The sequence below is a fragment of the Natronococcus roseus genome (assembly GCF_043677095.1).
GTDB lineage: Archaea > Halobacteriota > Halobacteria > Halobacteriales > Natrialbaceae > Natronococcus > Natronococcus roseus.
On sequence record NZ_JBHLJR010000001.1, the window covers coordinates 669947 to 694423 of the forward strand.

Below are 24477 nucleotides of genomic sequence, written 5' to 3' on the forward strand. Positions count from 1 at the left end.
GTCGAAGCGACGAACGAATGGCTTCCGTACGGACTCGCGACGATTCTCGACTACTCGTCGTCGAAACCGGCGCCGAGACGCCGCTCACGGATCGCGTCCGCGAACTCGAGTCGGGCAAGGTTCGCTCGGTCCTCGACGTTGGTACCGCACTCGAGACGCTGTCGGCGACCGAGATCGACTGCGTCGTCACCGCACAGCGACTCGACGGCACGACCGGACTCGAACTGCTCGAACGACTCCGCGAGCGCGATCCGGCGTTGCCGGTCGTTCTCGTTCCCGAGGAGGGCGACGAGGGGCTCGCGAGCGATGCGGTCGCCGCGGGAGTGACCGAGTACCTCCCTCACCGCGGGCTGAACGAACTCGAGGCGACGATCGACCGCGCGCTCTCGACGGGAACCGCCGAGCGCCGACGCCGGGAGCGAGCCCGACAGTTCGAGTCGATCTTCGCGGATCCCGACGCGTACTCGTGGACCCTCGACCCCGACGGCCGGATCCGCCGAGCCAACGAGGCCGCACTCGAGGCGCTTGACGCCGGTGCAGACGAGTCCAGAGACCGATCGTTCGCAACGCTGTCGTGGTGGGAATCCGAGGCGGTGATCGGCGAGGCGATCGATCGGGCCGCGGCGGGAACGATCGCCCGGCGGGAGCTCGAGGTGAGCGTCGACGGCGGGCGCGGAACGGAGCCCCGAACCCTCGACGTTACGGTGCGGCCGGTTCGGGACGAAACCGGAGCGGTCGTCTCGCTGTTCGCCCGCGCGGTCGACGTCACCGAACGCGTCCGCCTCGAGACCGAACTCCGCCAGTCCGAGGAGCTCCACCGGGTGACGCTCAACCACATGACCGACACCGTCCTCATCACCGACGACGAGGGCGCGTTCACCTACGTCTGTCCGAACGTCCACTTCATCTTCGGCTACACCGACGACCAGATCCACGAGATGGGAACGATCGACGAGCTTCTGGGACCGGAGCTGTTCGATCGCGAGGCCCTCGCCGCGGAGGGCGTGCTGACCAACATCGAGTGTACGGCAACCGACAGGGCCGGCCGGGAACACAGCCTGCTGGTCAACGTCCGCGAGGTGTCGATCCAGGACGGGACGATGCTGTACAGCTGTCGGGATATCACCACCCGAAAGCGCCGCGAGGAGGCGCTGACGGCGCTACACGGCACCGCTCGCGAGCTGCTGTACGCCGAGACCGAGCCCGAGATCGCCGACCGGATCGTCGCGGACGCGACCGATGTCCTCGACCTCGAGGCCAGCGCGGCGCTGCGGTTCGACACCGACGAGAACGTGTTGCGGCCGGTGGCGGCCTCGTCGGGGATGGATCGGCTGCACGGCCCGCTCCCGACCAGGCGGGCGAACGACGACAGCATCTCCGGGCAGGTCTTCCTCGCCGGCGAGGCACAGTTCTTCGGTGACGTTCGCGAGTCGCCGACGCTGTCGGATCCGACCACGGAGCTCCGGTCGGTGGGGTTCGTCCCGCTCGGCGACCACGGCGTCTTCGTCGTCGGCTCGCCCGAGGTCGACGCCTTCGACGAGGTCTCGCGGGAGCTGACCGAGCTGCTCGCGGCGACCGCGGAGGCCGCCCTCGATCGGGTCGAGCGCGAGCGACGCCTCCGCGACCGCGATCGGGAGCTCAAGCGACGGAACCGACAGCTCACCCGCCTTAACCGGATGAACGAGATCATCCGGGAGATCGACGCCGCGCTGGTCGGCGCCGAGACCCGTGAGGAGATCGAACGCGCGGTCTGCGAGCGGCTGACGGCGGCCGAACGGTTCGCGTTCGCCTGGATCGGGGCCGCAGACGCCGCCGGCGAGCGCCTCGAGTCGAGCGCCCACGACGGCAGCGGTCGGGGACGGGAGTACCTCGACAGCGTCTCCCTCTCGCTGGACGAACCGACCGAGCCAGCGGCGCGGACGGCGACCAGCCGGGAGGTAACGGTCGTCCCGAACGTCGTCGACGAGCTCCACGACGAGCCGTGGCGCCGGGCTGCCCTCTCGCGGGACTACCAGTCGGCCATCGCCGTGCCCCTGGCCTACGACGAGTTCACCTACGGCGTGTTGACGGTCTACGCCGATCGGCCCGACGCGTTCGACGACACCACCCGCTCGGTGCTCGCGGAACTCGGCGAGACGATCGCCGCCGCGATCGCCGCGGTCGAGCGAAAGCGGGCGCTGTTGTCGGACTCGCGGACCCGCCTCGAGTTCGACGTCGCCGACGAGGAGTTCGTCTTCGCGCGGCTGGCTCGTCGGCTGGACTGCGTGCTCTCCTTCGACGGCGGCGTTCGCCAGCACGAGGGGACGGTGGCGGTGTTCGTCACCGTCGACGGCGCTCCCGCGGAGGACGTCGCGGCGGCCGCGCTCGATCTCGTCGCCGTCGAGGACGCCCAGGCCGTCGGCGACGGCGACGGATCGACCGTGTTACTCGAGCTCTCGCGGCCGTTCCTGGCGCTTCGGCTCGCCGATCACGGAATCGTTCTCCACCGGCTCGAGGCGACGCCCGAGACGACCCGGCTGGTCGTCGACGTGCCGAGCAGCGTCGACCCCGCCGCCAGCGCCGACGTCGTCGCGAACGCCTTCACCGACGTCGAGCTTCGCTCGAAGCGGACCGTCGAGCGGACGGCTCCACGGGACCTGCGTGCGGACCTGCTCGATCGGCTGACCGACCGCCAGCTCGAGGTCGTTCAGATGGCCTACTACGGCGGCTACTTCGAATCGCCCCGCGAGCGTTCCGGGGCGGAGATCGCCGAGACGCTCGGTATCTCGTCGGCGGCGTTCTACCGCCACGTCCGTCGAGTGCAGCGAACGCTGTTCGCGGTCCTGCTCGAGGAGATCGGCCTCCCGGCGGCGCCGTCGACTGGAGTTGAATAGTGAACCCTGTTCGGACCGAGGGGCTAGCTATCTGACGGACACGCTCAACCTAATATCCCTTTTATTGTTAGTATACGAGCTCGATCGAACCGCTCGTTACACCGATCATGAAGGACGTCAAACTCGACCCGAGCGAGGAATCGACATACGAGTGTTTCGACTGCGGGACCGTCGTCGTCAGCGCGACGGCACCCGGGAGCTGCCCCAGCTGCGGCGCGGATATGCGAAATCGGGGGACACCTCTCGAGTGAGCGACGGGACCGCTACCGGTCCTCGAGGTAACCGACCGCCTCCTCGTCGGTGACCTGGCCGAAATCCCGGTAAAACTGGCCGACGGCCCGGAAGTTCCCCGGAGCGACGAGCGCGATCACCTCGTCGGCTTCCGACTCGAGAGCGGCGATGGTGTCGGGCGCGCCGACCGGAATCGCGAGGACGACCCGTTCGGCGCCGGCCTCCCGGACCTGCCGGAGACAGGCGATGGCGGTCGCCCCGGTCGCGACCCCGTCGTCGACGACGACGACCCGTTTTCCCGCGAGTTCGGGCAGGGGTTCTCCCCCTCGGTAGCGATCGGCTTTCTTCCGGGCGTTCGCCGCTTCTCGCTCGCGGACGTCCTCGAGGTACGACTCCGAGACGCCGAGCCGATCGACGAGGTCGTCGTTCAGCCAGACGCTGCCGTCGCTTGCGACCGCGCCGATCGCGAGCTCGGGGTTCGACGGTGCACCGAGCTTCCGGGCGACGACGACGCCGAGATCGGCCCCGAGGGCGTCCGCGACGGGTCGCGCAACCGGGAGCGCGCCGCGGGGGATGCCGAGGACGACGTCGGCCTCGATCCCACGATCCTCGAGTTCGGCCGCGAGTCGGTCGCCGGCGTCGGATCGATTCGCGAACATAGACGTCCTACGACGCCGACGTACTATGGCTTGTCGTCACATACCCTGACTGGTACGTCGGAGACCGGGAGACGCCTGCCGAACGGCTACCCCGCTGCCGACAAAGAGGATCGTATGGGACGACTTCAGCGGACGCTCTCGAACGTTACCGAGGAATCGGGAACGGACAACGGCCGCGTCGGTATCGTCGCCGGCGGTGTCGACTATCCGAACCAGCCAGCGATCGTCGGCCGGGCCGCGCTCCGAACCGGCTCCGATCACGTTCGGGCGGTGGTCACCGAGGAGATCTACGAGATCGTCGCGGGCCACGATCCGAACCTGCTCGCGAGCAAGTACGAGGGTGAACGGTTCGACGCCGTCGCCGTCGAGCGCGTCGTCGAGGTCAGCGAGTGGGCCGACGCGATGGTGATCGGCCCCGGCTTCGCCGACGCCGAACCCGACGCGATCCGCGAGGCGATCGACCGGATCGACGTCCCGGTCGTCGTCGACGCGATCGCGATCGAACCCGCCCTCGATGCCGACCTCTCGAACGCGATACTGACGCCCAACGAGTCGGAGGAGGACGCGATCGCCGAGGCCTACGAGTCCCTCGAGGCGTTCACCAGGGAAACCGACGCCGTCCTCACGTTCACCGGAAACACCGACGAGATCGTCGCCCACGGCGAGCGAATGACAAACGAGACCGGAACGTCGGCGCTGACCGTCGCCGGAACGGGCGACACGTTAGCGGGGATCACCGCCTCGCTGCTGGGCCAGGGCTCCGACCGCGAGGAGGCCGCCGAGCTCGGCGCGTGGATCCTCGGGAAAAGCGGCGAACTCGCGACCGCCGAAAAAGGTCCGGGGGTCCTCGCAACCGACGTCATCGAGAAGATTCCGGATACGATCCGCTGATCGGCGCCGTCCCGGAACTGTGACATCCTCCTCGCCGTAAACGGAGAGGGAGCGAAGCTCCCTCAAGCAGTCGGGCGCAGCCCGACGACGGCGAGGCTTCCCGTACCGCAGGTGGGATATTTGCCGGTCTACGATACGACCTGTTCTCTCGTACGGAACATCCCGCTTTCGCGGTCGAACAGGTGTACCGATGGCTGTGCCACACAGCCGTTACTCCTATCCTCACCGTGAGGACTCGGAGTTATCTTCTGACGCATATTCTCCGCTCCGTTGCAATCTGCGTTCCCGACCAGCTCACACGACGAACAAACGTATAAGCCACGATGCTTCCGGTTCGACTTCGTGTCGTCACCACACGCCGAACACGTCTTCGACGTATCCCACTCGTTCTCCTTCAGTACCTCGACACCACGTATCTCGCCTTTGTACGCGAGGTACTGGTAGATACAGTCGAACGCCCACGTGTGCAACTTCTTGTTACCGGTCTTGCCCCAGTCTGATTCTCGTACGTCTTCGGGCCAACTCACCGCGAGCGTCCCAATACCTCGTTTGACACACTCTGTGATGATGGCGTCCGTGAGAACGTGGTAAAAGTGTGTCTCACGGTCTGCAAGTTTCCGACGCGCCCACATCGCCTTCTCCGAGGGGCCGTTCTCACCTTCCGTGTCGTACTCGGCTCGCGTGAAGTAGTGTTTATCTTCTTTGAGCGAGTTGCCGGGGTAGAGAACGTATTCGTTTGGGAATGCGACAGTGGCGATGTTCTTAATGCCAAGGTCGATCCCTGCCACTTCGTCGTCTGTCGAGTCGTTGGTTTCGAGTTCGACCTTGCAGACGAAGTGTAGTTCCCACTCGTCGCCGTTCCAGACGGCGCGAACGTTTTGCACCTTGTTGACTTCCGAGAGGTCAACGTCGGGGCGGGTCTGGTACTCACAGAGCAGGAAGTCAGAACGGTGTTCCTTCAGGTTCTTCCCCTTTGAGAGTCGGACGCGGTTGTTTTCGGGGTCGTGTTTGAACCCATCTGTTTTGAACGTGACTGTACTCTTTGGCCGGGTGTCGCCGTATTTGCGGTAGCCGGGCGGATTCGCCTCGTCGAACTTGTGTCGCAAGTCGAACCACGACTGGAAAGCGTCAGAAAGTTCTTCGATGACTTTCTGACTAGATTGTGCATTCAAATCTTTCCAGCACGGTTGGTTCTTCATATACGCTTTGAGCGTTCCTTCGACCGGGATTTCCCCGGTCGCGTCCCATACGCGGTCGGCTGTCCAGCGTGCGACGTTCCAGATTTTCGAGGCGGAGTCTCCGAGCGAGTCGAGGCCCTCGCAGACCTGTCGCTGGTTCTGGATGGAACCAACGTAGGTGCGTGTGACCTCAATCGCCATACATAGCCTATGTAGACAAACCGACTTAATAGTGTAGATTCACGTTGAATATCCAGTTTGGCATCGAGCGGTGGATTTCATAGTCGAGTGACGCGATTCACGCCCGTCCCCAGAACGCTGCGCGTTCTGGTGTGCGAACGAGACGCTTCGCGTCTCGTCAACGCCGTAAACGGCGGGATTCTCTCACTGTTTAAAGATAGCGACAACTGAAACGGTTTGCACACCGATCGCACGACTGCTGTGCGATCGGGTGCGCACTGAGTTTCAGTGGCTACTATAGGCTTTTGTCCTCCCGCCCTCGAGTCGGGGACGTCATGTTCGATCCGCAGGAATCCGCGGAGATCGCCCACCCGTTCGTCGCGGCCGTCTACGACACCGTCGTCCCCGATCGGTTGCTGTTCAGGACCCACCGGGAGTATCTAACCGCCGACCTCTCGGGTCGCGTCCTCGATATCGGGGCGGGAACCGGGGCGAACTTCCCGTACGTCGCCGACGGGAGCCGCGAGATCGACTACGAGGCGATCGAGCCCGATCCCCACATGCGCCGACAGGCCGCGGAGAAGGCCCGCGAGGTCGGCTGCGAGGTCGCGCTGCGGGACGCCCGCGCCGAGTCGTTACCGTACGCCGACGACAGCGTCGACGTCGTCCTCTCGAGTCTCGTCTTCTGTACGATCGCCGACCCCGACCGCGCCCTCGAGGAGGTCGGTCGCGTGCTCAAACCCGGCGGCGAACTGCGCTTTCTCGAGCACGTCCGGGCGGACGGCTGGCGGGCGACGGGCCAGGAGCTGTTGAACCCGCTCTGGAGCCGCGCCGCGGGCGGCTGTCAGCTCACCCGGGACACCGTCGAGCGGTTCGTCTGTCACGATGCCTTCGCCGTCGAGGACCTCGAGCGCGTCGGGGTCGGGATCTTTCCCGCGACGCCGATCGTCCGCGGGCGGCTTCGGCGGCGTCGCGACGGACTCCGCAGCTGAGGGCGGGCCAGCTTTATTGGGACGGGACTCCCCGATCAAGCTATGTCCGACGACAGGCTGCGGATGACGCCGGGACCCACCGAGGTTCCCGAGCCCGTCCGACGGGCGATGGGGGAGCCGACGCCGAACCCTGACCTCGAGCCCGAGTTCTTCGAGTTCTACCGATCGCTGACCGACAAGCTCGAGACCGTCTACCGGGCGGGCGACGAAACGGGGGGCGACGACCGGGACGTCGTCGTCCTCGGGGGCGAGGGGATCCTCGGCCTCGAGGCGGCGGTCGCCTCGCTGGTCGGCCCCGGCGATCGGGTGCTCTGTCTCTCGAACGGGCTCTACGGCGACGGCTTCACCGACTTCGTCGAGAACTACGGCGGCGAGGCGGTCGTCAGCGAGGTCCCGTGGCGCGAGACCCTCGACGGCAACGTCGTCGCGGACGTCCTCGACGGGGCCGACGACTTCGACGTCGCGACGATGGTCCACTGCGAGACGCCGACCGGATCGCTGAACGACCTGGAGGGGATCCTCGACACCCTCGCGGACCGCGACGTGCTCTCGATCGTCGACGCGGTCTCCTCGGTAGGCGGGACGCCGGTACCGACCGGGAAGATCGACGTCTGCATCGGCGCGAGCCAGAAGTGTCTCAGCGCGCCCCCGGGGCTGACAACCTGCGCCGTCAGCGACCGGGCCTGGCGGCGCATGGAGTCGGTCAACAACCCCTCGCTGTACGCCGACCTCGGGCCCTGGCGAACGGCCGCAGACGAGGAGTGGTTCCCCTACACGCACCTCTCCTCGAACCTGTACGGTCTCGACGCCGCCGTCGACCTGCTGCTTGAGGAGGGGCTCGAGGACGTCTTCGCGCGCCACGAGGAGGCCGCGGCGACGTGTCGATCCCGCGCGGCCGACCTCGGCCTCGAGCCGTACCCGACCGGCGAGGCCGACTGCTCGCCGACCGTCACCGCCCTCGCGGTCGAGGGCCGGGCGACGGCGCTCCAGCGGGCGGTGCTCGAGGACCACGACATCCTACTGGCGACGGGGCTGGGCGACCTCGAGGACGACGTTCTCCGGATCGGTCACATGGGCCACAACGCGCGGGTCGACCGCGTCGAGCGGACGATGGACGCGCTCGCGGACGCTCTCGGCTGACGGATCTACGAGCGACGAATCGGCGGGTGTCTTCCCCGAACCCGGAGCCTGCAGGTGGAACCGTTTCCCCGGAACCGCCGCTATACCTACGCATGGACGAACCCGACGAGGAACCCACGGAGAAACCGACCAACGACAGGGAGGAAGCCGAACGGGAGGGGAAGTGGATGGCTCGCAACTGGATCGGCATCGCCGTCGTCTCGATCCTCGCCTTACTTCTGCTGGCCGTCGGGATGATGCAGGCGACCGGTCTCGTGGACGTCTTCGCGCCCGTCGCGGACTCCGAGACCGGCCAGTGGGCCGCCTTCGGCGTGCTCGCGCTCGCCGTGCTCGCGATTGCCGGGTGGAGCTGGCGCGCGATCGTGAGCTAGACGCCGCTTTTCTCCCGACCGCCGATCTGATATGACGTTCCATAACACGCTGGCACCGGACAGAAACCCGTTTAGGCGTCGCCGCACCAGTCCACGCAATGAGTTATCGGATCGGACTCGTCGGCAAACCCTCAGTCGGCAAGTCCTCCTTCTTCAACGCTGCGACGATGAACGACGTGCCCGAAGGGGCCTACCCGTTCACGACCATCGACCCGAGCGTTGGCGAGGCGTACGTCCGCGTCGAGTGTGCCGCCCCGGAGTTCGACGAGGAGTGTACGCCGTCGGTCGGCTACTGCGACGACGGCACCCGCTTCGTCCCGACGAAGCTCGTCGACGTCGCCGGGCTGATCCCCGGCGCCCACGAGGGCAACGGACTGGGCAACCAGTTTCTGACCGATCTCAACGAGACCGACGTCCTCGTCCACGTCGTCGACTTCTCCGGCGAGACCGACCTCGAGGGCGAACCTACCGAGGGCCACGACCCTCGCGACGATATCGACTTCCTCGAGGAAGAACTCGACCAGTGGTATCTGGGAATCCTCGAGAAGGGGATCGAGCGGTACGAGTCCGGATACACGACGGAGGACGACGCCATCGAGGAGGAACTCGCCGAGCAGATGAGTGCGTTCAAGACCAACGAGGACGAGATCAAACGGCTGATCCGTCGCGTCGGGATCGGCTTCGAGCCCGGCGAGTGGGACGCCGACGACAGGCTCGAGCTCGCCCGCGAGATCCGCACGGAGACCAAGCCGATGCTGATCGCGGCGAACAAGATGGACACGCCGGAAGCGCAGGAAAACTACGCGGAGATCACGAGCGATCCCGACTACGACCACCTGACGATCGTCCCCTGTAGCGCCCACGCCGAGAAAGCGCTCAAGTCCGCGGACAAGGCCGGCGTCGTCGACTACCGACCCGGCGACGACGACTTCGAGATTACGGGCGACGTCTCGAGCGAGCAGGAACGGGGCCTTGAGGAGATCCGCGACTTTCTCGAGCGCTACGGCGCTACGGGCGTCCAGGCCGCCCTCGAGACGGCACTGTTCGACGTCCTCGGCGTCGTTCCCGTCTTCCCGGGCGGCGCCAACGGCCTCGGCAACGAGCGCGGCGAGGTGCTGCCGGACTGTTACCTGATCCCGCCCGAGTCGACCGCCGAGGAGTTCGCCTACAGCCTGCACTCCGATATCGGCGACGGCTTCCTCCACGCCATCGACTGTCGGTCGAACCGCCAGCTCGGCAAGGACTACGCGGTCGAATCGAGGGATGTCCTCGAGGTCATCACGACGAACTGATCAGCGACCCCAGGCGAGCCGATCGCCGAGCGCGCCGATCCGTTCTGTGACCCCCGAGAGCCAGGCGCCCGGCGAGAGACGCCTGAGCTCGTCCTCGTCGACCTCGATGCGGGCCTCGCCGTACGGATCGCGCTCGGCACGCTCCTCCTCGTCCCGGTCGGCGTTGGTCGCCTCGAGCGCGCTCGAGATCCCGCAGCGACCGCAGGATTCGCGGTCTTTGGCCATACCCGAGACACGCTCTCGAGCGACTAAAGCGTGCCCGCCCGCCGATGCCGACGCGTTTTTGGCCTCGCCGTGGTATCTCCAACCATGGATACCGACGGGCCGCCGGAGTTCGACCTCGAGGAGCCGTCGGGCGAGCGCCCTGCGGACGTACCTGACTGGGACGACGAGTACGTCGACCGGGTGAGCGACCGCCTGCTGCACAACTACGACCTCGAGAAGGAGTACCGGGTCGAGGGCGAGCGTTTCACGCTGTACGGCCGGATGGAGCTGCGGAGCCAGAAACACTTCCTCCACCCCTCGATCTCGATCGGCGAGCACGGCTCGACCGAGCACCTGTTCGTGAGACGGGGCGACGCGGTCGACGACCGGGCGCTCGATCGGTTCGTCGAGCTGGGCGAGCGCCTGGCCGACGAGTGGATCGACACCGACGAGGAACACTTCTCGACCGATTTCACGTTCGTCGCTATCGTGCCGTCGATCCCCGATCCGGTCCGGGAGCGCGTCGCCGGCTTCGACGGTCGTACCCTCCTGAAGTTCGGCTACAACGGCCACTACGAGATCAACCTCGTCGTCGTCGCGCCCGACGACGAGGAGCTGGTCGCAAGCGAGAACGCCGACGTCGCGACCGCCTTCCGCCTCTGGGAGCCGATCGAGTACGAGGAGCCGAGCGTTCTGGATCTGCTCTCGAGGCGCCTCCAGCTGTAGTCGTCGCCGGTACCTCCGGGTTTCGGCGCGATCGAACGACCGAACTACCGAGCAGTGCCACCGCTGATCGATCGCGAAATAGGAAAACTGCGGCCTGCGAGATCAGTCGTCGTCGGCACCGACGTCGGCCGCGACGCCATCGTCTGCCTCCTCGAGTGCCCGCAGGTTGTCGTAGCCGATCTTGAACAGCGATATTGCGAGCCAGATGAGGACGGCGATGATGACCAGCTGTGCGACCGCCGACGCCTGTCCGAGCAGTTCGGTCTCCGCCTCGGCGGTGATGCCGAGCAGTCGGCCGGCGAGGATCTGGTAGAGGCCGACCCAGAGGAGGCCGATCGTCGTGATGAACCCCATTAGCGCCATCGGACCGCCGGTCGAGATCAGCTGCTTGGACCGGTCCCAGTTCGCGAGCCAGACGGTGCCGGTGAGCAGCGCCAGCGACGCCAGCAGCTGGTTCGCGCCGCCGAACAGCGTCCAGAGGTCCTCCCACCGACCGCTGCCGAGCAGGAAGAACGCGACGACCGCGATGATCGACGTGTTGACGTAGCGGTTCGCCGCGTACTCCTCGACCTGGGTCTCCGGCGTGCCGACGATCTCCTCGACCATGTACCGTCCTAGTCGGACGGCCGTGTCCATGCTCGTCAGCAGGAAGCTCGCGAGCACGAGCGCCATGAACGGTGCGGCGTACTGGAAGGGAATCCCCAGGGTGGTGAGGATCGCCCCGCCGCCGGTCGCGAAGTTCGGCAACGCGAGTCCGATCCCGCCGTCGGCGGCGGGGATCGCCATGACCGCCACGGCACAGAGCGCGACCGCAGCCAGCAGTCCCTCCGCCAGCATCCCGCCGTAGCCGATCAGCTTGGCGTCGCTTTCCTTGTTCAGCTGCTTCGAGGTCGTCCCCGAGGAAACCAGCGAGTGGAAGCCGCTGATGGTTCCACACGCGATGGTGAGAAAGAGCAGCGGGAACAGCGGCATCAGCGGAATGAGCCCCTCGGCCGCGAGGGGACCGCCCTCGCCGAAGAAGCCGTACCAGGCGCCGATCGCGATGTCGAGGTCCAGTTGCGCGCCCGTCTCGGGGTGGACCGCGTCGGTCCCCATTCCCGTTATCAGAGTGCCGACGATGACCGCCAGCAGTCCCCCGCCGACCCCGGTGTACAGCAGGAACGACGAGAGGTAGTCGCGGGGCTGGAGCAACATCCACACCGGTAGGACGCTCGCAGCACCACCGTATACGAGCATTACCAGCACCCAGGCGCCGATGTTAGTGCTCTCGAGCAGCGCCGGGATGATCGCCGGTGCCGAATCGAGCAACACGATCGTTCCGTCGGGGTAAGCGCCGGCCTCGGCGGGCGGCACGAGTGCGAGCGGGTACTGGATGCCGACCCAGACCGACGCGAAGACGCCCCCGACGAAGACGACGGTTCCGACCGAGAACGGCAGCCCGAGCTGGTAGAGCCAGACCCCGAACAGCAACGCGAGCGTGATGTAGATGATGCTCGCGGTCGCGGCCTGGGGATAGGCGTCCAGCACGACCCCGATGACGAGCGCGAACACCGCCACCACGAGGATCGTCAGCAGGAACGCGAACCACAGCAGCATGTTCTTCCCGCGCTCGCCGACGTACTGACCGATGATGTAGCCGATCGACTTCCCCTCGTGTCGCAGGCTGCTCGACAGCGAGACGAAGTCGTGGACCGCCCCCATCAGCGGGTTCCCGATCGCGACCCACAGCACGGCCGGAAGCCAGCCCCAGATCAGCGCGGCCGTGATCGGTCCGACCACGGGCGCGCCGCCCGCGATACTCGAGTAGTGATGCCCCAACAGCACCGGCTTCTTCGCCGGTACGTACTCCTGTCCGTCTCGATACTTGTGTGCTGGCGTCTCCCGACTGTCGTCGAGCCCCACGAACTGCGACAGGTACCGCCCGTACACGATGTACGAGACGGTAAACGTCGTCAGCACCAGTGCCACGATCCAAATTACACCTACCATGGTATCCTTTCTCGGACGGGTGGTTGCGCGGAGGCACTATAAATATAATTCATTGAGTTCAGATCACGCACGCCGGCAGCAAATTGCGACACATTTGTGAAGGATTTATTCGAAAGAAGGTGAGAAATCCGACAGGTGGGCGACGAAAGGAGGTCGCCGGCCCCCGCCAGCACTCCTCACTCGGTTCGCGCGCGCTCGCCCGCACTCGCGTCGACGTCGATCTCGAGGCCGGCCGCGACGTCCTCGAGCAAGCTTCCCCGCACCTCCTCGATACGGGTCTCGATGGTGGCCACCACGGGGGCGTCGAACTCGCGTTCGATGCGCTCGAGGCGGTCGCGCTCGGTCGCCACCCGCTGGCGGAGGTAGCGTGCGCCCCGCCCCTCCTCGTCGGGGTCAGGTTCGGGCGTCAGCCGGTTGACCACGAGTCCGCGAATCGGCAGCTCCGCCTCGTCGAGGGTCTCGAGCGAGCGCTCGGTCTCCCGGATCGAGAGTTCGTCGGGGTTCATCACCAGGTAGAACCCGGCGTTCTCGCGAAGCGTCTCGCCCGCGAACTCGAAGCGCTCCTTGCGCTCTCGCAGCCGGGCGAGGATCGGATCGCCGTCCATCACCCGTCGGGGCTCCTGGTTGCCGATCGCGGCCTTCTCGTAGAGATCGATGCTGCGCTCGCGTTTGTGCATCAGCCGTTCGATCCAGCGCTCGAGCAGCTCCGGCAGGGCGAGCAGTCGCAGCGTCGATCCCGTCGGCGAGGTGTCGAAGACGACCCGATCGTACGGCTCGGCCGACCGCATCACGTCGACGAACCGATCGAACAGCGCGGCCTCGTAGGCTCCCGGCGTCTGGTGGGCCATCTCGAGTTGGACGTCCACCTCGTTGACCATCGCCGCCGACAGCTGCGAGTTTAGCTGCCGTTTCAACCCCTGGAGGTGGTCCTGAACCTCCCGCTCGGGATCGATCTCGAGCGCCGAGAGCCCGTCGTACCCCTCCACAGACCGCGGCTCGTCCCCGAACTCCTGGTCGAAGACGTCGGCCGTGCTGTGGGCCGGATCCGTCGAGACGACCAGCGTCTCGAGTCCGGCGTCGACGCATTCGAGGGCGTACGCGCTCGAGACGGTCGTCTTGCCGACCCCGCCCTTCCCGCCGAAGAAGACGAACTCCGTCATCAGAAGTGGTACTGGTGGCCCTTGCGCTCGATCACCGAGCCCCGATCCCAGAGCCGTCGCTCCCAGGCCTCGTACTCGTCCTCGAGGTAAGGCAGCAGTTCGGCCGTGTAGTACGATACCGGGCTCGGGATGCCGAAGGCGTCGGGGAAACACGCCAGCATGAACGCGTCCTCCTGGTCCTCGGCTTCGGCCTCGACCTTCTCGTAGGCCGGGTGGGTGATCATCCCGTGGAAGAGTCCCCGGAGCCACTCCTCGAGGGTTTCTCGGAACCGCGCGATCCGATCGGCGAGCGTCATTGTCGATGATCCTCGGGGCTCGAGGCTAAAAGGTGTCGTGCTCCCGCCGTCCTCGAGCCGACGCACAAACAGGATCGACCGGACGCTTTCCGGTACGACTTTCGGGAGTACGGCTGAACGGCTCTGTTGAAACCCTATTGGTTCAATACTTTTCCGGCTGAAACAACCGTTAGATGGGTGTGCGAATGGAGCACTGCGGAAAATGCCGAGCATCCGCGAGTAGCGCGGAACGGAACGTTCCGCGGACCGTTCGCGCGGCGCAGCCGCGCGAAGACGAAGCGAGCGGTTCACCGCCGGAGCGGGGTGAAACCCCGCGACGGCGGCCTTTTGGCATCATCAGAACCGCTTTGCGGTTCTGATTAGCAGTCAGAACGCAACGTGTTCTGACGACATCAACGGGTTTTGCCGGGGGTTGAGGCTGGCGTCGCAGACGCCAGCCGATGCCCCGGTAAAAGAGGTTGCTATGCGTAACGTGAGTTTCAGACGAAATTCTGGATAACCAAACGACGTTGCTACCTTTGAACAGCGAGAGAATCCCGGCGTTTACGCCGTCATCAGAAATCTCCGATTTCTGATTGCCCGTCGGACGTAGTCTGACGACCGGGCGTGAATCGCGTCACTCGGCCCCACAATCCACGTACAGCAGCAATACGGATATTCAAGTGATAGCATACCGAAGCATGACGCACACCGAGGCGGTCACACCGCTACTCAAATGCACAATATCGGGGCTCCGAGGCCCAGAACGTTCGAGACACCCTCTCGAACCGCTGTGGTGTCTCGGTCAGCAAGATACCTCCGAGTCCCCTGCCGGGATAGGAGTAACGGCGGTGTGGCCCCGTCCTCAGAAATCAAAGATTTCTGATGGGCTGCACGAGAACTCCGTTCTCGTGAACGCCATCGGCCTGTCATGCCGACGGGTCGTAAACCAGTAAATATCCCAGCCCAGCGGTACGGTGCCGTGGGAAGCCTCGCCGTGAACGGCGAGGAGGTGGTCACCTACTGGGAGCGGATTTGGACGGGTTGTACGGAGAGACGATGGGGTTCGCCAGCCATTGTGGCCCCCTACTCACGTGATTTCGCCTACGGCGTCCGATAGATCGTCCTCGTCGTGCCAGTTGAGAACACGGTCTTCAGCCGCCTCTTCGAGAGCAGCTAAGTGGGATGCAGCCATTCCGTTGTCGTACTTCTCACGCATTCGCTCCTCGCTCTCGTAGCTCCGTTTGAGCAACCAGAGACTGTCCCTGACGTGCATCTGGTGGTGGTACAGGTAGCCCAGTTCCCACACGTGTCCGCCATCGAAGTCCTCGAGAACCCCGACGATATGGGACGCCATCGCCGAGAGAATATCGAAGGCCGGTGCCCATAACTCGATCTCGTCGCTAGTGAAGCCGAAATCCTCGAGACGGAACGCCGAGGCCGCTCTGCGAGCGTCCAACTGCCGACAGACCTGCAACCGTCGCTTTCCGGACCCCTCCTCGCCACCGCGTCCGACGATCAAATACCTTCGCTCGGCTCGTTTGATTGCATCAAACTGGTCACTCCCATGCAACTCGGTTTTTAACTGTGCGTGCTGGTGAGGAGTGAGCTGGAGCCGTTCCTGATCCACGATCTCGTTTGGGTCGATACCGCTGATGTACTCCGACTCGTCAGCGTCCGAATCACCCGTCATATCGGCTGATAGACGGTTTTCGGAACCAGTATACGTATAGGTTATGGAACCGGTCTGGGAAACAGTTGAGGTAATGGTTGAGTCTATCGACCGAGTGTTTATGTCCGAGGGACACGTTACTGTTCCATATGCGCCCGGACGCGACGCAGCCCGGTGGTGCAAGTGGGCCGGAGCGAGAGACTGGCGAATTCAACACGTGGCTAGCCCTGCAGAAAGCCACCGACGAGCAGCGTGCGAATCTGCTCGCCGATATCGTCGGTCATCCCGAGGAAGCTCCGAGTGTAAAGGAACTCGACTACATGAACCCACCTCTGGAGGAAGACGCGATCCGCCGTCATCTCCGTATTCTACTGGCTGCCGGCGTGCTCGAGGAGTTGGTCGTCGAACCCGGCGAACGCGTCCGCGGCTACCCGTACAAGTTTTATACGCTCACCGACGGTGCCCGTGACCTGTTCGACCGAAACGACCTGTTTCCGAGGGAGGCGTGGCAGCGACAGTACGATCGCGTACGGAAAACGACCGAGATTCAAGAGATCGAGGCGATGCCGCGTCCGGGCGACGACTGATCGTTCGTTTCACCGACAGCGAACCCCGGGCGAACGGCCGTTTTACGGGAATCCAAATACAAAGCGTACCAATGAACACCGTTATCTGCCGTCGCGAACCCGCTCGCTCGTTCTGACCCGGATCTCGAGCGTGTTCGTTCCCCTGATCCAGTCGACGTACCCCTGCAGGCGGTCGGCCGACCGCAGGGCCTCGATCGTATCGTACGCCTCGCGGAGCTCCTCGTTCGTAAACAGGGCGTGAATCTGTTTGTGGCAGGGTCGACAGAGCATCACCGTCGGGCTCGTGGCCCGTTCCTCGGGGCGGAGGTGGTGTTCCTGAACGACCTGGGGATCGTCGATCCGCTCGTCGGGAACGACTCGTCGACAGAGCGCACACGTCGTCGGCATCGGCCTAGATAGGGGTTCGTCGAGCAAAACGCCTCGGGTCGTTTTCGTCGTGTCCGCTCGAGCGCTTTCGGTGGCTCTCTCGAGTCTCTCGCCTCGAGCCGATCCCGCACTGACTTCGGAACGCTTGAGACGACCCGTTAGAAACACCGACCGTGACTCGCGCCAGACTGTTCGCCTCGCTCTGCGGACTCGTCTTCCTGGTGAATCTCGCCAGGATCGTCTTCGCGCCGCTTTTGGACGTCTTCATCGCCGAGTTCGGGATCGGCGAGGCGACCGCCGGCCTCATCGTGACCCTCGCCTGGGTCGGCAGCGCCTCGCCCCGGTTGCCGACCGGGTGGATCCTCACGAAGGTCCCCCGCCACTACGTCGTCCTCGTGTCGGGGCTCGTCCTCGCGGGCTCCTCGGCGCTCGCCGCGACCGCGACGACGGTCGAACATCTCATGGTCGGCGCCTTCCTCATGGGGATCGCCTCCGGGATCTACTTCGTCTCGGCGAACCCGCTGTTGAGCGAGCTCTACCCGACGCGTATCGGTCGGATCATCGGCATCCACGGCGCCGCCAGCCAGGTCGCCGCGGTGATCGCCGCCCCGTTCGTCGCGCTCACGCTGTTGGTCGACTGGCGCCTCTCGCTGTGGGCGATCGCGGTCGGCGCGGCGGCGATCACGGTCTACACGTGGGTCGCGGCGAGAAACGCCGAGTTGCCGACCGCGGGGGACGCCGACCGTGACTTCGTCGCCGGCGCGCTCTCGGAGTGGAAGCTGATCGTGACCGCGCTGGCGATCGTCGGCGCGGCCTCGTTCGTCTGGCAGGGGCTGTTCAACTTCTACGAGCTGTACATGCAGTCGAAGGGGCTCTCGGACTGGGCGGCGGGGATGATGCTCACGATCATCTTCGCCGCCGGCGTCCCCGCTTTCTTCTTCGGGGGCGACCTGGCCGACAGGTTCCCCCACGTCCCGTACCTGCTCGGAATCGTCGGCGCGTTCGCGACGAGCCTCCTCGTGTTGACGCAGGTGGAGGGGCTGATCGGACTGATCGTCATCTCGACGGTGGTCGGCTTCATCATTCATGCCCTCTTTCCCGCGATCGACACCTACCTCCTCGATACGCTGCCGGACTCGACGCGGGGCAGCGCCTACGCCGTGTTTAGCTCCACCTGGATGCTGATGCAGGCGCTCGGCTCGTCGGCCGTCGGCTCGCTCGTCGAAAGCGGGTACGCCTACGACACCGTGTTCGCGAGCGGCGCGGTCGTGTTGGGTGCGTCGGTCGTCGTTCTCGTCCTCGTCAAACGAACGGGTCGGCTGCCGGGATAGATACGCTACTCCGCGAGCGAAGGGATCGATCCGGTCGGCTTCCGACCTCGCTTCCCGGCGAGGTACTCGCGGTAGTACCCGATCCCGCGAACGCCCGTCAGCGCGGTCTCGAGCGCGCCGAAGGCCAGCCGCTCTCGCCGCTCGAGGCCGGGATCGGGCTGTTTGACGCCGGAAGGACGGGGCGGGATTCCGGGCGTCCCGTACCGATCCGGGTGGTAGCGCTGGAGCTGGCAGAGCCCCCGCCCGACGCGGAGATCCTTCCGGACAAGCGCGCCGAGCGAGTCCCGGACGGGGTGGTGCATGGTGACGTCGGCAGCGAAGTGCAGATCGTACCCCGCCCGGGCGACCCGGTTGCCGAACTCCTTGTCGCCCCCGGAGGTCAGTCGGTGATCGAAGAGGCCGACGTCGGCGAAGACCTCGCGACGGACGAACAGACAGCACGTCGGCGCGAAGCGCTGGTGCTCGAGGTAGTGGCCGACCGGAAAGCCGGAGTGGTGGTCGTAGCGGGCGGCGAGCGAGGGGTCGTCGGGAACCTCGAGTTCGACGTTACAACCCATGTAGTCGGCGTCCGCGGCCCGGAAGGCGTCGAGGGCGTCCTCGAGCCATCCCTCGGGAACGGTCATATCGGCGTCGACGAACGCGAGAACGTCGCCGTCGCTGTGTCGAACGCCCGCGTTTCGGGCCGCGTAGGAGGACTGGATCTTGTCTTCGAGCAGGACGGTGCCCTCGAGACGATCCGCGACGTAGCGCTCGGCGCGTTCGTACGTGTCGTCGGTCGAGCCGTTGTCGACGACGACGTGCTCCCAGTCGATCTTAGTCGAGAGTTCCGCGAGCGAGTCGACCGTCTCGCGGAGCCCCGAAAAGTCGTTGTAGACGGGCGTGATGATCGAGACGGTCGTCATCGGGTTCGTTTAGCGGTACGGCCTCTCGAGCAAAAGGACTTTGATTTCGGCGGCGAGAGGAGGGGCAACGGAATGCCCGCGGTCAGCATCGTGATCCCGACGTACAACCGCGCGTCGGTCGTCGGTCGGGCGATCGACAGCGCGCTCGCACAGACGCACGGCGACCTCGAGGTGATCGTCGTCGACGACGGCTCGACCGACGGGACTGACGCGGTCCTCGGCTCGTACGACGACGACCGGCTGATCGTCCTCGAGACCGGGATGAACGGCGGGGCGAACGCGGCCCGAAACCGCGGGATCGAGCGGGCGACCGGCGAGTTCGTCTCCTTTCTCGACTCCGACGACGAGCTGGCGCCAACCCACGTCGAGCGTGTCCTCGAGACGTTTCAGGAGGGTCCAGAGCAGGTTCGCAGCGTTTACACCTCCTACCGGAAGCGCCGGGACGGCGCGGTCTACGACGTCATCCGGGCACAGGAACGGGTCACCCTCGAGGACCTCGGGCGGGGCAACCCAGTTGGAAGCTTCTCGGCGACGACGTTTCGCGCGTCGGCGTTCGACGACGTCGGCTCCCTCGACGAGGAGCTGCCCGCCGTCCAGGACTACGAGTTCTACCTGCGCCTGCTGGCGGCCGACGAGGGCGCCGAGATCAGGGGCGTCCCCGAGGTACTCCTGGACCGCCACACCGACGGCGAGCGGATCGGAACGGATCCCGAACGGAAGCTCGAGGGGTACAGACGAGTCCTCAAGCGACACGGCGAACACGTCGGCCGACGACGGCGCGCCGAGTTCGCGGCGAACGTCGCGATTATCTACGCCGAGAGCGGACAACGGGAGCGGGCGGCAGCCTATCTCAGGCACGCGCTGGCGATCGATCCCGGATCCGTCCGGTACGCCGTCTACTACTGGGCCGCGAGCGTCAGCTGCGGTGCGTTGCTGGCCGTCCTCGAAATGAAGAGCCGGCTCGCGGTGTTCGCGAACCGACTCGAGAGCTATCGCTCCGATAGTTAACCAGGGCGTTGCTCGCCCGGAAAGAGCAGTTTCCGGTGGCGAACCGTGATCAGTACGGGTACCGACTCGAGGTCGAGCAGCTTCGCGATCGCGAGCCGGTGGCGACCGTTCTCGTGCCACCGGAGCTCGCCGTTCCGGCCGAGGTAGACGATGATCTCGTTCAGCGGGTGACCGCCGAGTTCGCGCTGAGTCGCGTACCCCTCCGTCGCGATCGTCTCGTAGAGGTCGTCGATCCGCTCGAGCTTGTGCAGTAGTTTCCGCTCGCTCCAGTCGGAGTCCGGCGAGCGACGGTGACGGTCGACGAACTCGGTCTCCGTCCAGGGGACGCCCTCGAGGAAGTGTCGTTCGAGCAGCCGGTACTCCGAGAGGTCGGTGAACGGAACCGTCGGTCGATCCCACTCGCCTCCGCGGACGGCACCGATCCCGTCCCGGCCCTGGGACGGGACGTTCGGGCGCTCGAAGTGGGAGTCGGCCGTCGTGTCCGGTACCAGCTTACCGACGACGTACTCGATCTCGGCGGGGTCGACCCACGTGAGCTGCAACGGGTCGGCGTCGATGCAACGGTTCCGGAACTGGAGCTCGCGGCTCCGGACCGCACCGTACGCCGAGGAGCCCTCGAGACGCCACCGGAGGTGGGCGGCCGTCTCGTCGGCGATCGCGAGAGCGCCGTCCCGCCGCCAGATCTCTTTCACCCGCTCGAGGAGATGGGACACGTCCGGAGAGTTCCGGGCAGCGGTAGTTAACCGTGCTGGCTCGTCGCGTCGGCTACCGCTGCGGTACCGGGACGTCGTCGTCGGGGTCGTCCGTCCGCGACGGCTCGTGCTCCGCGCCCGTCGTCGGTTCGGCCCTCGATCGCCGCCAGCGCTCGGGGACGACGTCTCGAAGGTCGGGATGCTCGAGATGGGACTCGGCACGCTCGCTCAGCTCCCCGCGGCTCGAGGCCGCGCGGATCTCGTCCCTGACCGCCTGCCAGTCGGCGTGTCTGACCCGCACGGTCACCGGGATCGCCTCGAGATCGAGCAGCTTCGCGATCGCGAGTCGGTGGAAGCCGGCACCTTTCTTGACCAACTCGCCGTCCCGGTAGACGTTGACGCCGATCTCCTGGACGACCGGATGGACCGCGTCGGTGTTCTCCCCGCGGGGGTCGGCGTCGTCGTCGGCCAGCAGCTCCCGCTGGGAGCGGTACCCCTCCTCGGCGACCGTCTCGTAGAGCGCGTCGATCCGTTCGAAGTACGCCTCGAGCTCCGCCTCCGTCGTACACCGCCAGTACGGATCCCCTCGCTCGAGTCGGTCGCGGTACTGGGCGTAGAGTTCGGTCTCCGCCCAGTCGGCGCCCTCGAGGAACCGGGCCCTGAGCGACCGGTAGACGGTCGTCTCCTCGAACCGTCCCTCAGGCTCGTCCCAGTCGCCGTCGAGAACGCGTCCGAGTCGCCACGGGTCGTCGCTCCCGTGGTAGTACTCGATCGTATCGGGATCGATCCTGATCGATCGGGCCGGGTTCGCGTCACTCATGCTGGACAGCAGCCGGCTGCGGACGTCGAACGCGAACTCGAGTGCCCACACTGGGAGCCACTGAACGAGTTCCTGCCGCCAGACGGCTGTCGTCCAGACGAACCGTACGGAACGCCAAAGCAGGGAGAGAACGCCGTCCTCGCGGAGTATTCGACCCGATCTGTGTACGAGACTCACTCTACCGATTCCCTCACGTATTAGTAAGTGAGTCGCCCAGTTAAATCACTGGATCTAACGTGAACGCCGTCCTCGCCGAAATTTTTCTGAGCGGATCGATCACGCACGACACGTACGTCCGAACGGGAGTCGCCGGGGACCCCGGCGGTTCCGACGCCGAATACCAGATGCTCTTTCTCGCAGCACTGACCGCGCCGTGGCGGAAGTTGCTGGTTTTCTACCAGCTCGGCGGCGTTCCCGGGGCGCTCGGCCGGACCCTCGAGTACCTGTACGAGAACGCGTTCGGCTACTGGTGGGCGATCCGTCACCGGAGCGCAGCAGGCGAGCCGACGGCGTCGGATCTCCCGGCAACCGTCGAGATCGGTCCCGCCGATCTCCGCTATCAGTCGCGGTTCGGAAAGGCACACTTCCCGACGAAGGACGGCGATACGGACCGGTCACCGGTACACGACGAACCGATCGTCGGGGTCGTCAGTGGCCGCTGGGACCGGTTTCGGACCGAGTGGACCGAGACGCGGATCCACCGCTCGCTCGAGGCGCGGTTCCTCGATGGCGAGTACTGGGAGCAAACGGCCAGGTACCGGTACGCCGCCTGCAAGATCGAGAACGGACTCGAGGACTGGCGGTCGTCGACGCCCGAGGAACTCGAGCGGCGGTGTGACGACCTCGACGCCCTCTACGAGTCGATGGCCGAGGAGGGGTACGTCCCCCAGGACGAACTCCTCGAGCGCGAAGACGACGGGATGGAGACCGGAAGCGCCGCGATAAAGCCGATTTTGGGAACCAATTACCCCCACGAGATGCGGGTCGGGATCGGCCGGAGCGGCGAGGTAATTCGGTTCAGCGCCGGCAAACATCGGCTGTCGATCGCGAAGCTGCTCGGCCTCGAGACGGTGCCCGTCATTATCGTCGTTCGCCACGAACGCTGGGCGACGATCCGCGAGCGCTTCGCGGCGGCGGACTCCCTCGAGGCGCTTCCGGGGGAGTATCGCGAGTTTGCGGACCACCCCGATCTCCGCGCGGTCACGGGTGATATCCGCCCTCGAGTAGCGGAATAACACACGGATCGGACGCGACTCGAGTGTCTACGGGTTCCCTGCTGGCGACCCTCTTTCCGCGCCGCGTTACACGTACACAAACTATTTGGTAGCTCACGGTGACTGTTCGGACATGCAAGCAGTCGTACTGGCCGCCGGTGAGGGGACTCGCCTCCGGCCGCTCACCGAGGACAAACCCAAGGCGCTCGTCGAGATCGACGGGAAGCCGCTCGTCGAGGACGTCTTCGACAACTTGCTCGGGATCGGCGTCACCGAGCTCGTCGTCGTCGTCGGCTACCAGAAGGAGCAGCTCATCGAGCGCTACGGTGACGCCTACGAGGGCGTGCCGATCACCTACGCCCATCAGCGCGAACAGCTGGGGCTGGCCCACGCGATCCTGCAGGCCGAGCCCCACGTCGACGACGACTTCGTGCTCATGCTCGGCGACAACGTCTTCCGGGGGAACCTCGGGGACGTGATCAAGCGCCAGCACGAGGAGCGCGCGGACGCGGCCTTCCTCGTCGAGGAGGTTCCCTACGAGGAGGCCTCCCGGTACGGGGTGCTCGACACCAACGAGTACGGCGAGATCGTCGAGGTCGTCGAGAAGCCCGAGGAGCCGCCGTCGAACCTCGTGATGACCGGTTTCTACACGTTTACACCCGCGATCTTCCACGCCTGTCACCTCGTCCAGCCCTCCGACCGCGGCGAGTACGAACTGCCCGACGCGATCGATCTCCTCATTCAGTCTGGGCGGACGATCGACGCGATCCGGATGGACGGCTGGCGGATCGACGTCGGCTACTCCGAGGATCGGGAGGAAGCCGAACAACGCGTACGGGAAGCCGAGGCACCGATTCCGAAGTAGCCGTCGACCGGTTCTCGAGCGGTTCATCGGCTGGTTCGTACTCGAACGGTTCGCCGGCCGATTCGTTCCCGGTAGGTCGCCGGCTGGTTCGTTTTCGAACGGGTCCTCGAGGGAGCGACGACTATCGCTCGCAGACCGGACGGATCAGCGGGGTTCGGACGGCGGTCGGAACGCGATCGGGGTCGGTTCGGGACGGACACCCCCACACCGGATTTCAGATGAAATCGGTCGGAGGTGGGGTGGGGGTGGGGTGGCGACGGATCCGGCTCGAGCGAACTCGAGGAGCGCTAAGGAGAGCAGAGAGTGGTATACACGACCTACGCATATCTACAGGAGTCTCGTCTGAAACGCTCTCTGAATTCTATTATATATTTTACTCTAGTGGTAATCTAGTAGTAGTAGTGTAGTGGGACAATCCCGAACCAACCGTTCTGTGTCGAGTTTCCGAAATTGAACGACGACCCTTCTCCGTTGTTTATATCCTACCCATCTGCGTCCGGAAACGGACTCGGATCGAGCGACTCGAGGCGTCGATGTCATCGGTGTCACAGGGTGTTCGCGTCTCGAGGTCGTTCTTCCACCCGACACCGAATTTCAGTTGATATCACCGCCTTACAGGCTGTATCGTCCGCGAACGGAAATCCAGAATCGCTCGAAGCGAGCACAGGTCGCGGTCGTCTCCCGGAGATTCACCTCACGCCGAACCGTCGACCGACCGTCACGACCCCTCCCCCACCACCCCCTTCCTCGCGGCATTTCATCTGAAATCCGGTGTGGGTGGGGGTGGTCGTCCGGGATCCGCCCCGGCTTCGCAGCATTTCATCTGAAATCCGGTGTGGGTGGGGGAGCAATGACTCTC

At 65.4% G+C, this 24477-nt stretch carries 24 protein-coding genes; 13 read left to right on the plus strand and 11 right to left on the minus strand.

The features are described 5' to 3' along the window. Window positions 1-17 precede the first annotated feature (17 nt). Together ACFEMD_RS03490 and ACFEMD_RS03495 are read left to right on the plus strand one after the other, a co-directional pair. Window positions 18-2873 (plus strand): bacterio-opsin activator domain-containing protein, encoded by a 2856-nt coding sequence (locus ACFEMD_RS03490; protein WP_394739500.1) that lies wholly within the window; start codon window positions 18-20, stop codon window positions 2871-2873. A 107-nt stretch (window positions 2874-2980) separates the two neighbouring features. Further along, window positions 2981-3124, plus strand: coding sequence for a rubrerythrin-like domain-containing protein (locus ACFEMD_RS03495; protein WP_394739501.1), 144 nt, complete (start codon window positions 2981-2983; stop codon window positions 3122-3124). A 12-nt stretch (window positions 3125-3136) separates the two neighbouring features. Here the strand turns inward: ACFEMD_RS03495 and ACFEMD_RS03500 are convergent, their stop codons facing one another. After that, window positions 3137-3763, minus strand: a complete 627-nt coding sequence (locus ACFEMD_RS03500) for a phosphoribosyltransferase (protein ID WP_394739502.1) — start codon at window positions 3761-3763, stop codon at window positions 3137-3139. Between the two features lie 114 nt (window positions 3764-3877). Between ACFEMD_RS03500 and ACFEMD_RS03505 the strand changes: the two genes are divergently transcribed. Next, window positions 3878-4654 (plus strand): NAD(P)H-hydrate dehydratase, encoded by a 777-nt coding sequence (locus ACFEMD_RS03505; RefSeq protein WP_394739503.1) that lies wholly within the window; start codon window positions 3878-3880, stop codon window positions 4652-4654. Between the two features lie 128 nt (window positions 4655-4782). On the opposite strand, the gene ACFEMD_RS03510 is transcribed toward ACFEMD_RS03505, so the two are convergent. Continuing rightward, window positions 4783-6033 carry an RNA-guided endonuclease InsQ/TnpB family protein gene (locus ACFEMD_RS03510; protein WP_394739504.1) on the minus strand — a complete coding sequence of 417 codons (1251 nt, stop codon included), beginning with the start codon at window positions 6031-6033 and terminating at the stop codon, window positions 4783-4785. 314 nt (window positions 6034-6347) lie between these two features. On the opposite strand from ACFEMD_RS03510, the gene ACFEMD_RS03515 reads away from it, so the two are divergent. The 4 genes from ACFEMD_RS03515 to ACFEMD_RS03530 all read left to right on the plus strand — a co-directional run bounded on the left by ACFEMD_RS03515 (window position 6348) and on the right by ACFEMD_RS03530 (window position 9807). Continuing rightward, window positions 6348-7004: a class I SAM-dependent methyltransferase gene (locus ACFEMD_RS03515; RefSeq protein WP_394739505.1), complete on the plus strand. Its 657-nt coding sequence runs from the start codon at window positions 6348-6350 to the stop codon at window positions 7002-7004. Between the two features lie 42 nt (window positions 7005-7046). Next, window positions 7047-8144, plus strand: a complete 1098-nt coding sequence (locus tag ACFEMD_RS03520) for a pyridoxal-phosphate-dependent aminotransferase family protein (RefSeq protein WP_394739506.1) — start codon at window positions 7047-7049, stop codon at window positions 8142-8144. Window positions 8145-8236: 92 nt separating this feature from the next. Beyond that, entirely contained in the window at window positions 8237-8515 is a 279-nt protein-coding gene (locus tag ACFEMD_RS03525; protein ID WP_394739507.1) for a hypothetical protein, read from the plus strand. 98 nt (window positions 8516-8613) lie between these two features. After that, the gene (locus ACFEMD_RS03530; RefSeq protein ID WP_394739508.1) at window positions 8614-9807 is read left to right on the plus strand and encodes a redox-regulated ATPase YchF; all 1194 of its coding nucleotides are present in this window, start codon (window positions 8614-8616) and stop codon (window positions 9805-9807) included. Here ACFEMD_RS03530 and ACFEMD_RS03535 read toward each other — a convergent pair whose 3' ends face one another. Beyond that, on the minus strand, window positions 9808-10032 hold the full coding sequence (locus ACFEMD_RS03535; RefSeq protein ID WP_394739509.1) for a hypothetical protein: 225 nt from the start codon (window positions 10030-10032) through the stop codon (window positions 9808-9810). 84 nt (window positions 10033-10116) lie between these two features. Between ACFEMD_RS03535 and ACFEMD_RS03540 the strand changes: the two genes are divergently transcribed. Next, window positions 10117-10737, plus strand: a complete 621-nt coding sequence (locus ACFEMD_RS03540) for a hypothetical protein (RefSeq protein ID WP_394739510.1) — start codon at window positions 10117-10119, stop codon at window positions 10735-10737. A 102-nt stretch (window positions 10738-10839) separates the two neighbouring features. Here ACFEMD_RS03540 and ACFEMD_RS03545 read toward each other — a convergent pair whose 3' ends face one another. The 4 genes from ACFEMD_RS03545 to ACFEMD_RS03560 all read right to left on the minus strand — a co-directional run bounded on the left by ACFEMD_RS03545 (window position 10840) and on the right by ACFEMD_RS03560 (window position 15854). After that, complete coding sequence (locus tag ACFEMD_RS03545) at window positions 10840-12726, minus strand: carbon starvation CstA family protein (protein WP_394739511.1); 1887 nt, start codon at window positions 12724-12726, stop codon at window positions 10840-10842. Between the two features lie 176 nt (window positions 12727-12902). Continuing rightward, window positions 12903-13886, minus strand: coding sequence for an ArsA family ATPase (locus ACFEMD_RS03550; RefSeq protein ID WP_394739513.1), 984 nt, complete (start codon window positions 13884-13886; stop codon window positions 12903-12905). Then, window positions 13886-14182 carry a hypothetical protein gene (locus ACFEMD_RS03555; protein WP_394739514.1) on the minus strand — a complete coding sequence of 99 codons (297 nt, stop codon included), beginning with the start codon at window positions 14180-14182 and terminating at the stop codon, window positions 13886-13888. The genes ACFEMD_RS03550 and ACFEMD_RS03555 overlap by 1 nt, the downstream gene beginning before the upstream one ends. Before the next feature lie 1069 nt (window positions 14183-15251). Continuing rightward, entirely contained in the window at window positions 15252-15854 is a 603-nt protein-coding gene (locus ACFEMD_RS03560) for an aminopeptidase (RefSeq protein WP_394739515.1), read from the minus strand. Window positions 15855-15982: 128 nt separating this feature from the next. On the opposite strand from ACFEMD_RS03560, the gene ACFEMD_RS03565 reads away from it, so the two are divergent. Then, window positions 15983-16420: a helix-turn-helix domain-containing protein gene (locus tag ACFEMD_RS03565; protein WP_394739516.1), complete on the plus strand. Its 438-nt coding sequence runs from the start codon at window positions 15983-15985 to the stop codon at window positions 16418-16420. A gap of 81 nt (window positions 16421-16501) precedes the next feature. Here ACFEMD_RS03565 and ACFEMD_RS03570 read toward each other — a convergent pair whose 3' ends face one another. Continuing rightward, on the minus strand, window positions 16502-16807 hold the full coding sequence (locus tag ACFEMD_RS03570) for a hypothetical protein (RefSeq protein WP_394739517.1): 306 nt from the start codon (window positions 16805-16807) through the stop codon (window positions 16502-16504). Between the two features lie 152 nt (window positions 16808-16959). Between ACFEMD_RS03570 and ACFEMD_RS03575 the strand changes: the two genes are divergently transcribed. After that, a complete protein-coding gene (locus ACFEMD_RS03575) occupies window positions 16960-18117 on the plus strand; it encodes an MFS transporter (RefSeq protein ID WP_394739518.1) in 1158 nt (385 codons plus the stop codon). Window positions 18118-18122: 5 nt separating this feature from the next. Here ACFEMD_RS03575 and ACFEMD_RS03580 read toward each other — a convergent pair whose 3' ends face one another. Next, on the minus strand, window positions 18123-19019 hold the full coding sequence (locus ACFEMD_RS03580; RefSeq protein ID WP_394739519.1) for a glycosyltransferase: 897 nt from the start codon (window positions 19017-19019) through the stop codon (window positions 18123-18125). Window positions 19020-19091: 72 nt separating this feature from the next. Between ACFEMD_RS03580 and ACFEMD_RS03585 the strand changes: the two genes are divergently transcribed. Further along, the gene (locus ACFEMD_RS03585) at window positions 19092-20027 is read left to right on the plus strand and encodes a glycosyltransferase (RefSeq protein WP_394739520.1); all 936 of its coding nucleotides are present in this window, start codon (window positions 19092-19094) and stop codon (window positions 20025-20027) included. Here the strand turns inward: ACFEMD_RS03585 and ACFEMD_RS03590 are convergent. Then, entirely contained in the window at window positions 20024-20740 is a 717-nt protein-coding gene (locus tag ACFEMD_RS03590) for a hypothetical protein (protein ID WP_394739521.1), read from the minus strand. The genes ACFEMD_RS03585 and ACFEMD_RS03590 overlap by 4 nt on opposite strands. Window positions 20741-20792: 52 nt before the next feature. Further along, a complete protein-coding gene (locus ACFEMD_RS03595) occupies window positions 20793-21539 on the minus strand; it encodes a hypothetical protein (protein WP_394739522.1) in 747 nt (248 codons plus the stop codon). Window positions 21540-21775: 236 nt separating this feature from the next. Between ACFEMD_RS03595 and ACFEMD_RS03600 the strand changes: the two genes are divergently transcribed. Both ACFEMD_RS03600 and aglF read left to right on the plus strand, forming a co-directional pair. Beyond that, window positions 21776-22774 (plus strand): ParB N-terminal domain-containing protein, encoded by a 999-nt coding sequence (locus ACFEMD_RS03600; RefSeq protein WP_394739523.1) that lies wholly within the window; start codon window positions 21776-21778, stop codon window positions 22772-22774. Between the two features lie 112 nt (window positions 22775-22886). Continuing rightward, window positions 22887-23618 (plus strand): UTP--glucose-1-phosphate uridylyltransferase AglF, encoded by a 732-nt coding sequence (gene aglF / locus ACFEMD_RS03605; RefSeq protein WP_394739524.1) that lies wholly within the window; start codon window positions 22887-22889, stop codon window positions 23616-23618. The last annotated feature ends 859 nt before the right edge of the window (window positions 23619-24477 follow it).

Bases quoted from the DNA above. Each gene is read 5' to 3' on its own strand.
- ACFEMD_RS03490 (WP_394739500.1), top strand. From the start codon at position 18: ATGGCTTCCGTACGGACTCGCGACGATTCTCGACTACTCGTCGTCGAA.
- ACFEMD_RS03495 (WP_394739501.1), top strand. From the start codon at position 2,981: ATGAAGGACGTCAAACTCGACCCGAGCGAGGAATCGACATACGAGTGT.
- ACFEMD_RS03500 (WP_394739502.1), bottom strand. From the start codon at position 3,763: ATGTTCGCGAATCGATCCGACGCCGGCGACCGACTCGCGGCCGAACTC.
- ACFEMD_RS03505 (WP_394739503.1), top strand. From the start codon at position 3,878: ATGGGACGACTTCAGCGGACGCTCTCGAACGTTACCGAGGAATCGGGA.
- ACFEMD_RS03510 (WP_394739504.1), bottom strand. From the start codon at position 6,033: ATGGCGATTGAGGTCACACGCACCTACGTTGGTTCCATCCAGAACCAG.
- ACFEMD_RS03515 (WP_394739505.1), top strand. From the start codon at position 6,348: ATGTTCGATCCGCAGGAATCCGCGGAGATCGCCCACCCGTTCGTCGCG.
- ACFEMD_RS03520 (WP_394739506.1), top strand. From the start codon at position 7,047: ATGTCCGACGACAGGCTGCGGATGACGCCGGGACCCACCGAGGTTCCC.
- ACFEMD_RS03525 (WP_394739507.1), top strand. From the start codon at position 8,237: ATGGACGAACCCGACGAGGAACCCACGGAGAAACCGACCAACGACAGG.
- ACFEMD_RS03530 (WP_394739508.1), top strand. From the start codon at position 8,614: ATGAGTTATCGGATCGGACTCGTCGGCAAACCCTCAGTCGGCAAGTCC.
- ACFEMD_RS03535 (WP_394739509.1), bottom strand. From the start codon at position 10,032: ATGGCCAAAGACCGCGAATCCTGCGGTCGCTGCGGGATCTCGAGCGCG.
- ACFEMD_RS03540 (WP_394739510.1), top strand. From the start codon at position 10,117: ATGGATACCGACGGGCCGCCGGAGTTCGACCTCGAGGAGCCGTCGGGC.
- ACFEMD_RS03545 (WP_394739511.1), bottom strand. From the start codon at position 12,726: ATGGTAGGTGTAATTTGGATCGTGGCACTGGTGCTGACGACGTTTACC.
- ACFEMD_RS03550 (WP_394739513.1), bottom strand. From the start codon at position 13,886: ATGACGGAGTTCGTCTTCTTCGGCGGGAAGGGCGGGGTCGGCAAGACG.
- ACFEMD_RS03555 (WP_394739514.1), bottom strand. From the start codon at position 14,182: ATGACGCTCGCCGATCGGATCGCGCGGTTCCGAGAAACCCTCGAGGAG.
- ACFEMD_RS03560 (WP_394739515.1), bottom strand. From the start codon at position 15,854: ATGACGGGTGATTCGGACGCTGACGAGTCGGAGTACATCAGCGGTATC.
- ACFEMD_RS03565 (WP_394739516.1), top strand. From the start codon at position 15,983: ATGCGCCCGGACGCGACGCAGCCCGGTGGTGCAAGTGGGCCGGAGCGA.
- ACFEMD_RS03570 (WP_394739517.1), bottom strand. From the start codon at position 16,807: ATGCCGACGACGTGTGCGCTCTGTCGACGAGTCGTTCCCGACGAGCGG.
- ACFEMD_RS03580 (WP_394739519.1), bottom strand. From the start codon at position 19,019: ATGACGACCGTCTCGATCATCACGCCCGTCTACAACGACTTTTCGGGG.
- ACFEMD_RS03585 (WP_394739520.1), top strand. From the start codon at position 19,092: ATGCCCGCGGTCAGCATCGTGATCCCGACGTACAACCGCGCGTCGGTC.
- ACFEMD_RS03595 (WP_394739522.1), bottom strand. From the start codon at position 21,539: ATGAGTGACGCGAACCCGGCCCGATCGATCAGGATCGATCCCGATACG.
- aglF (WP_394739524.1), top strand. From the start codon at position 22,887: ATGCAAGCAGTCGTACTGGCCGCCGGTGAGGGGACTCGCCTCCGGCCG.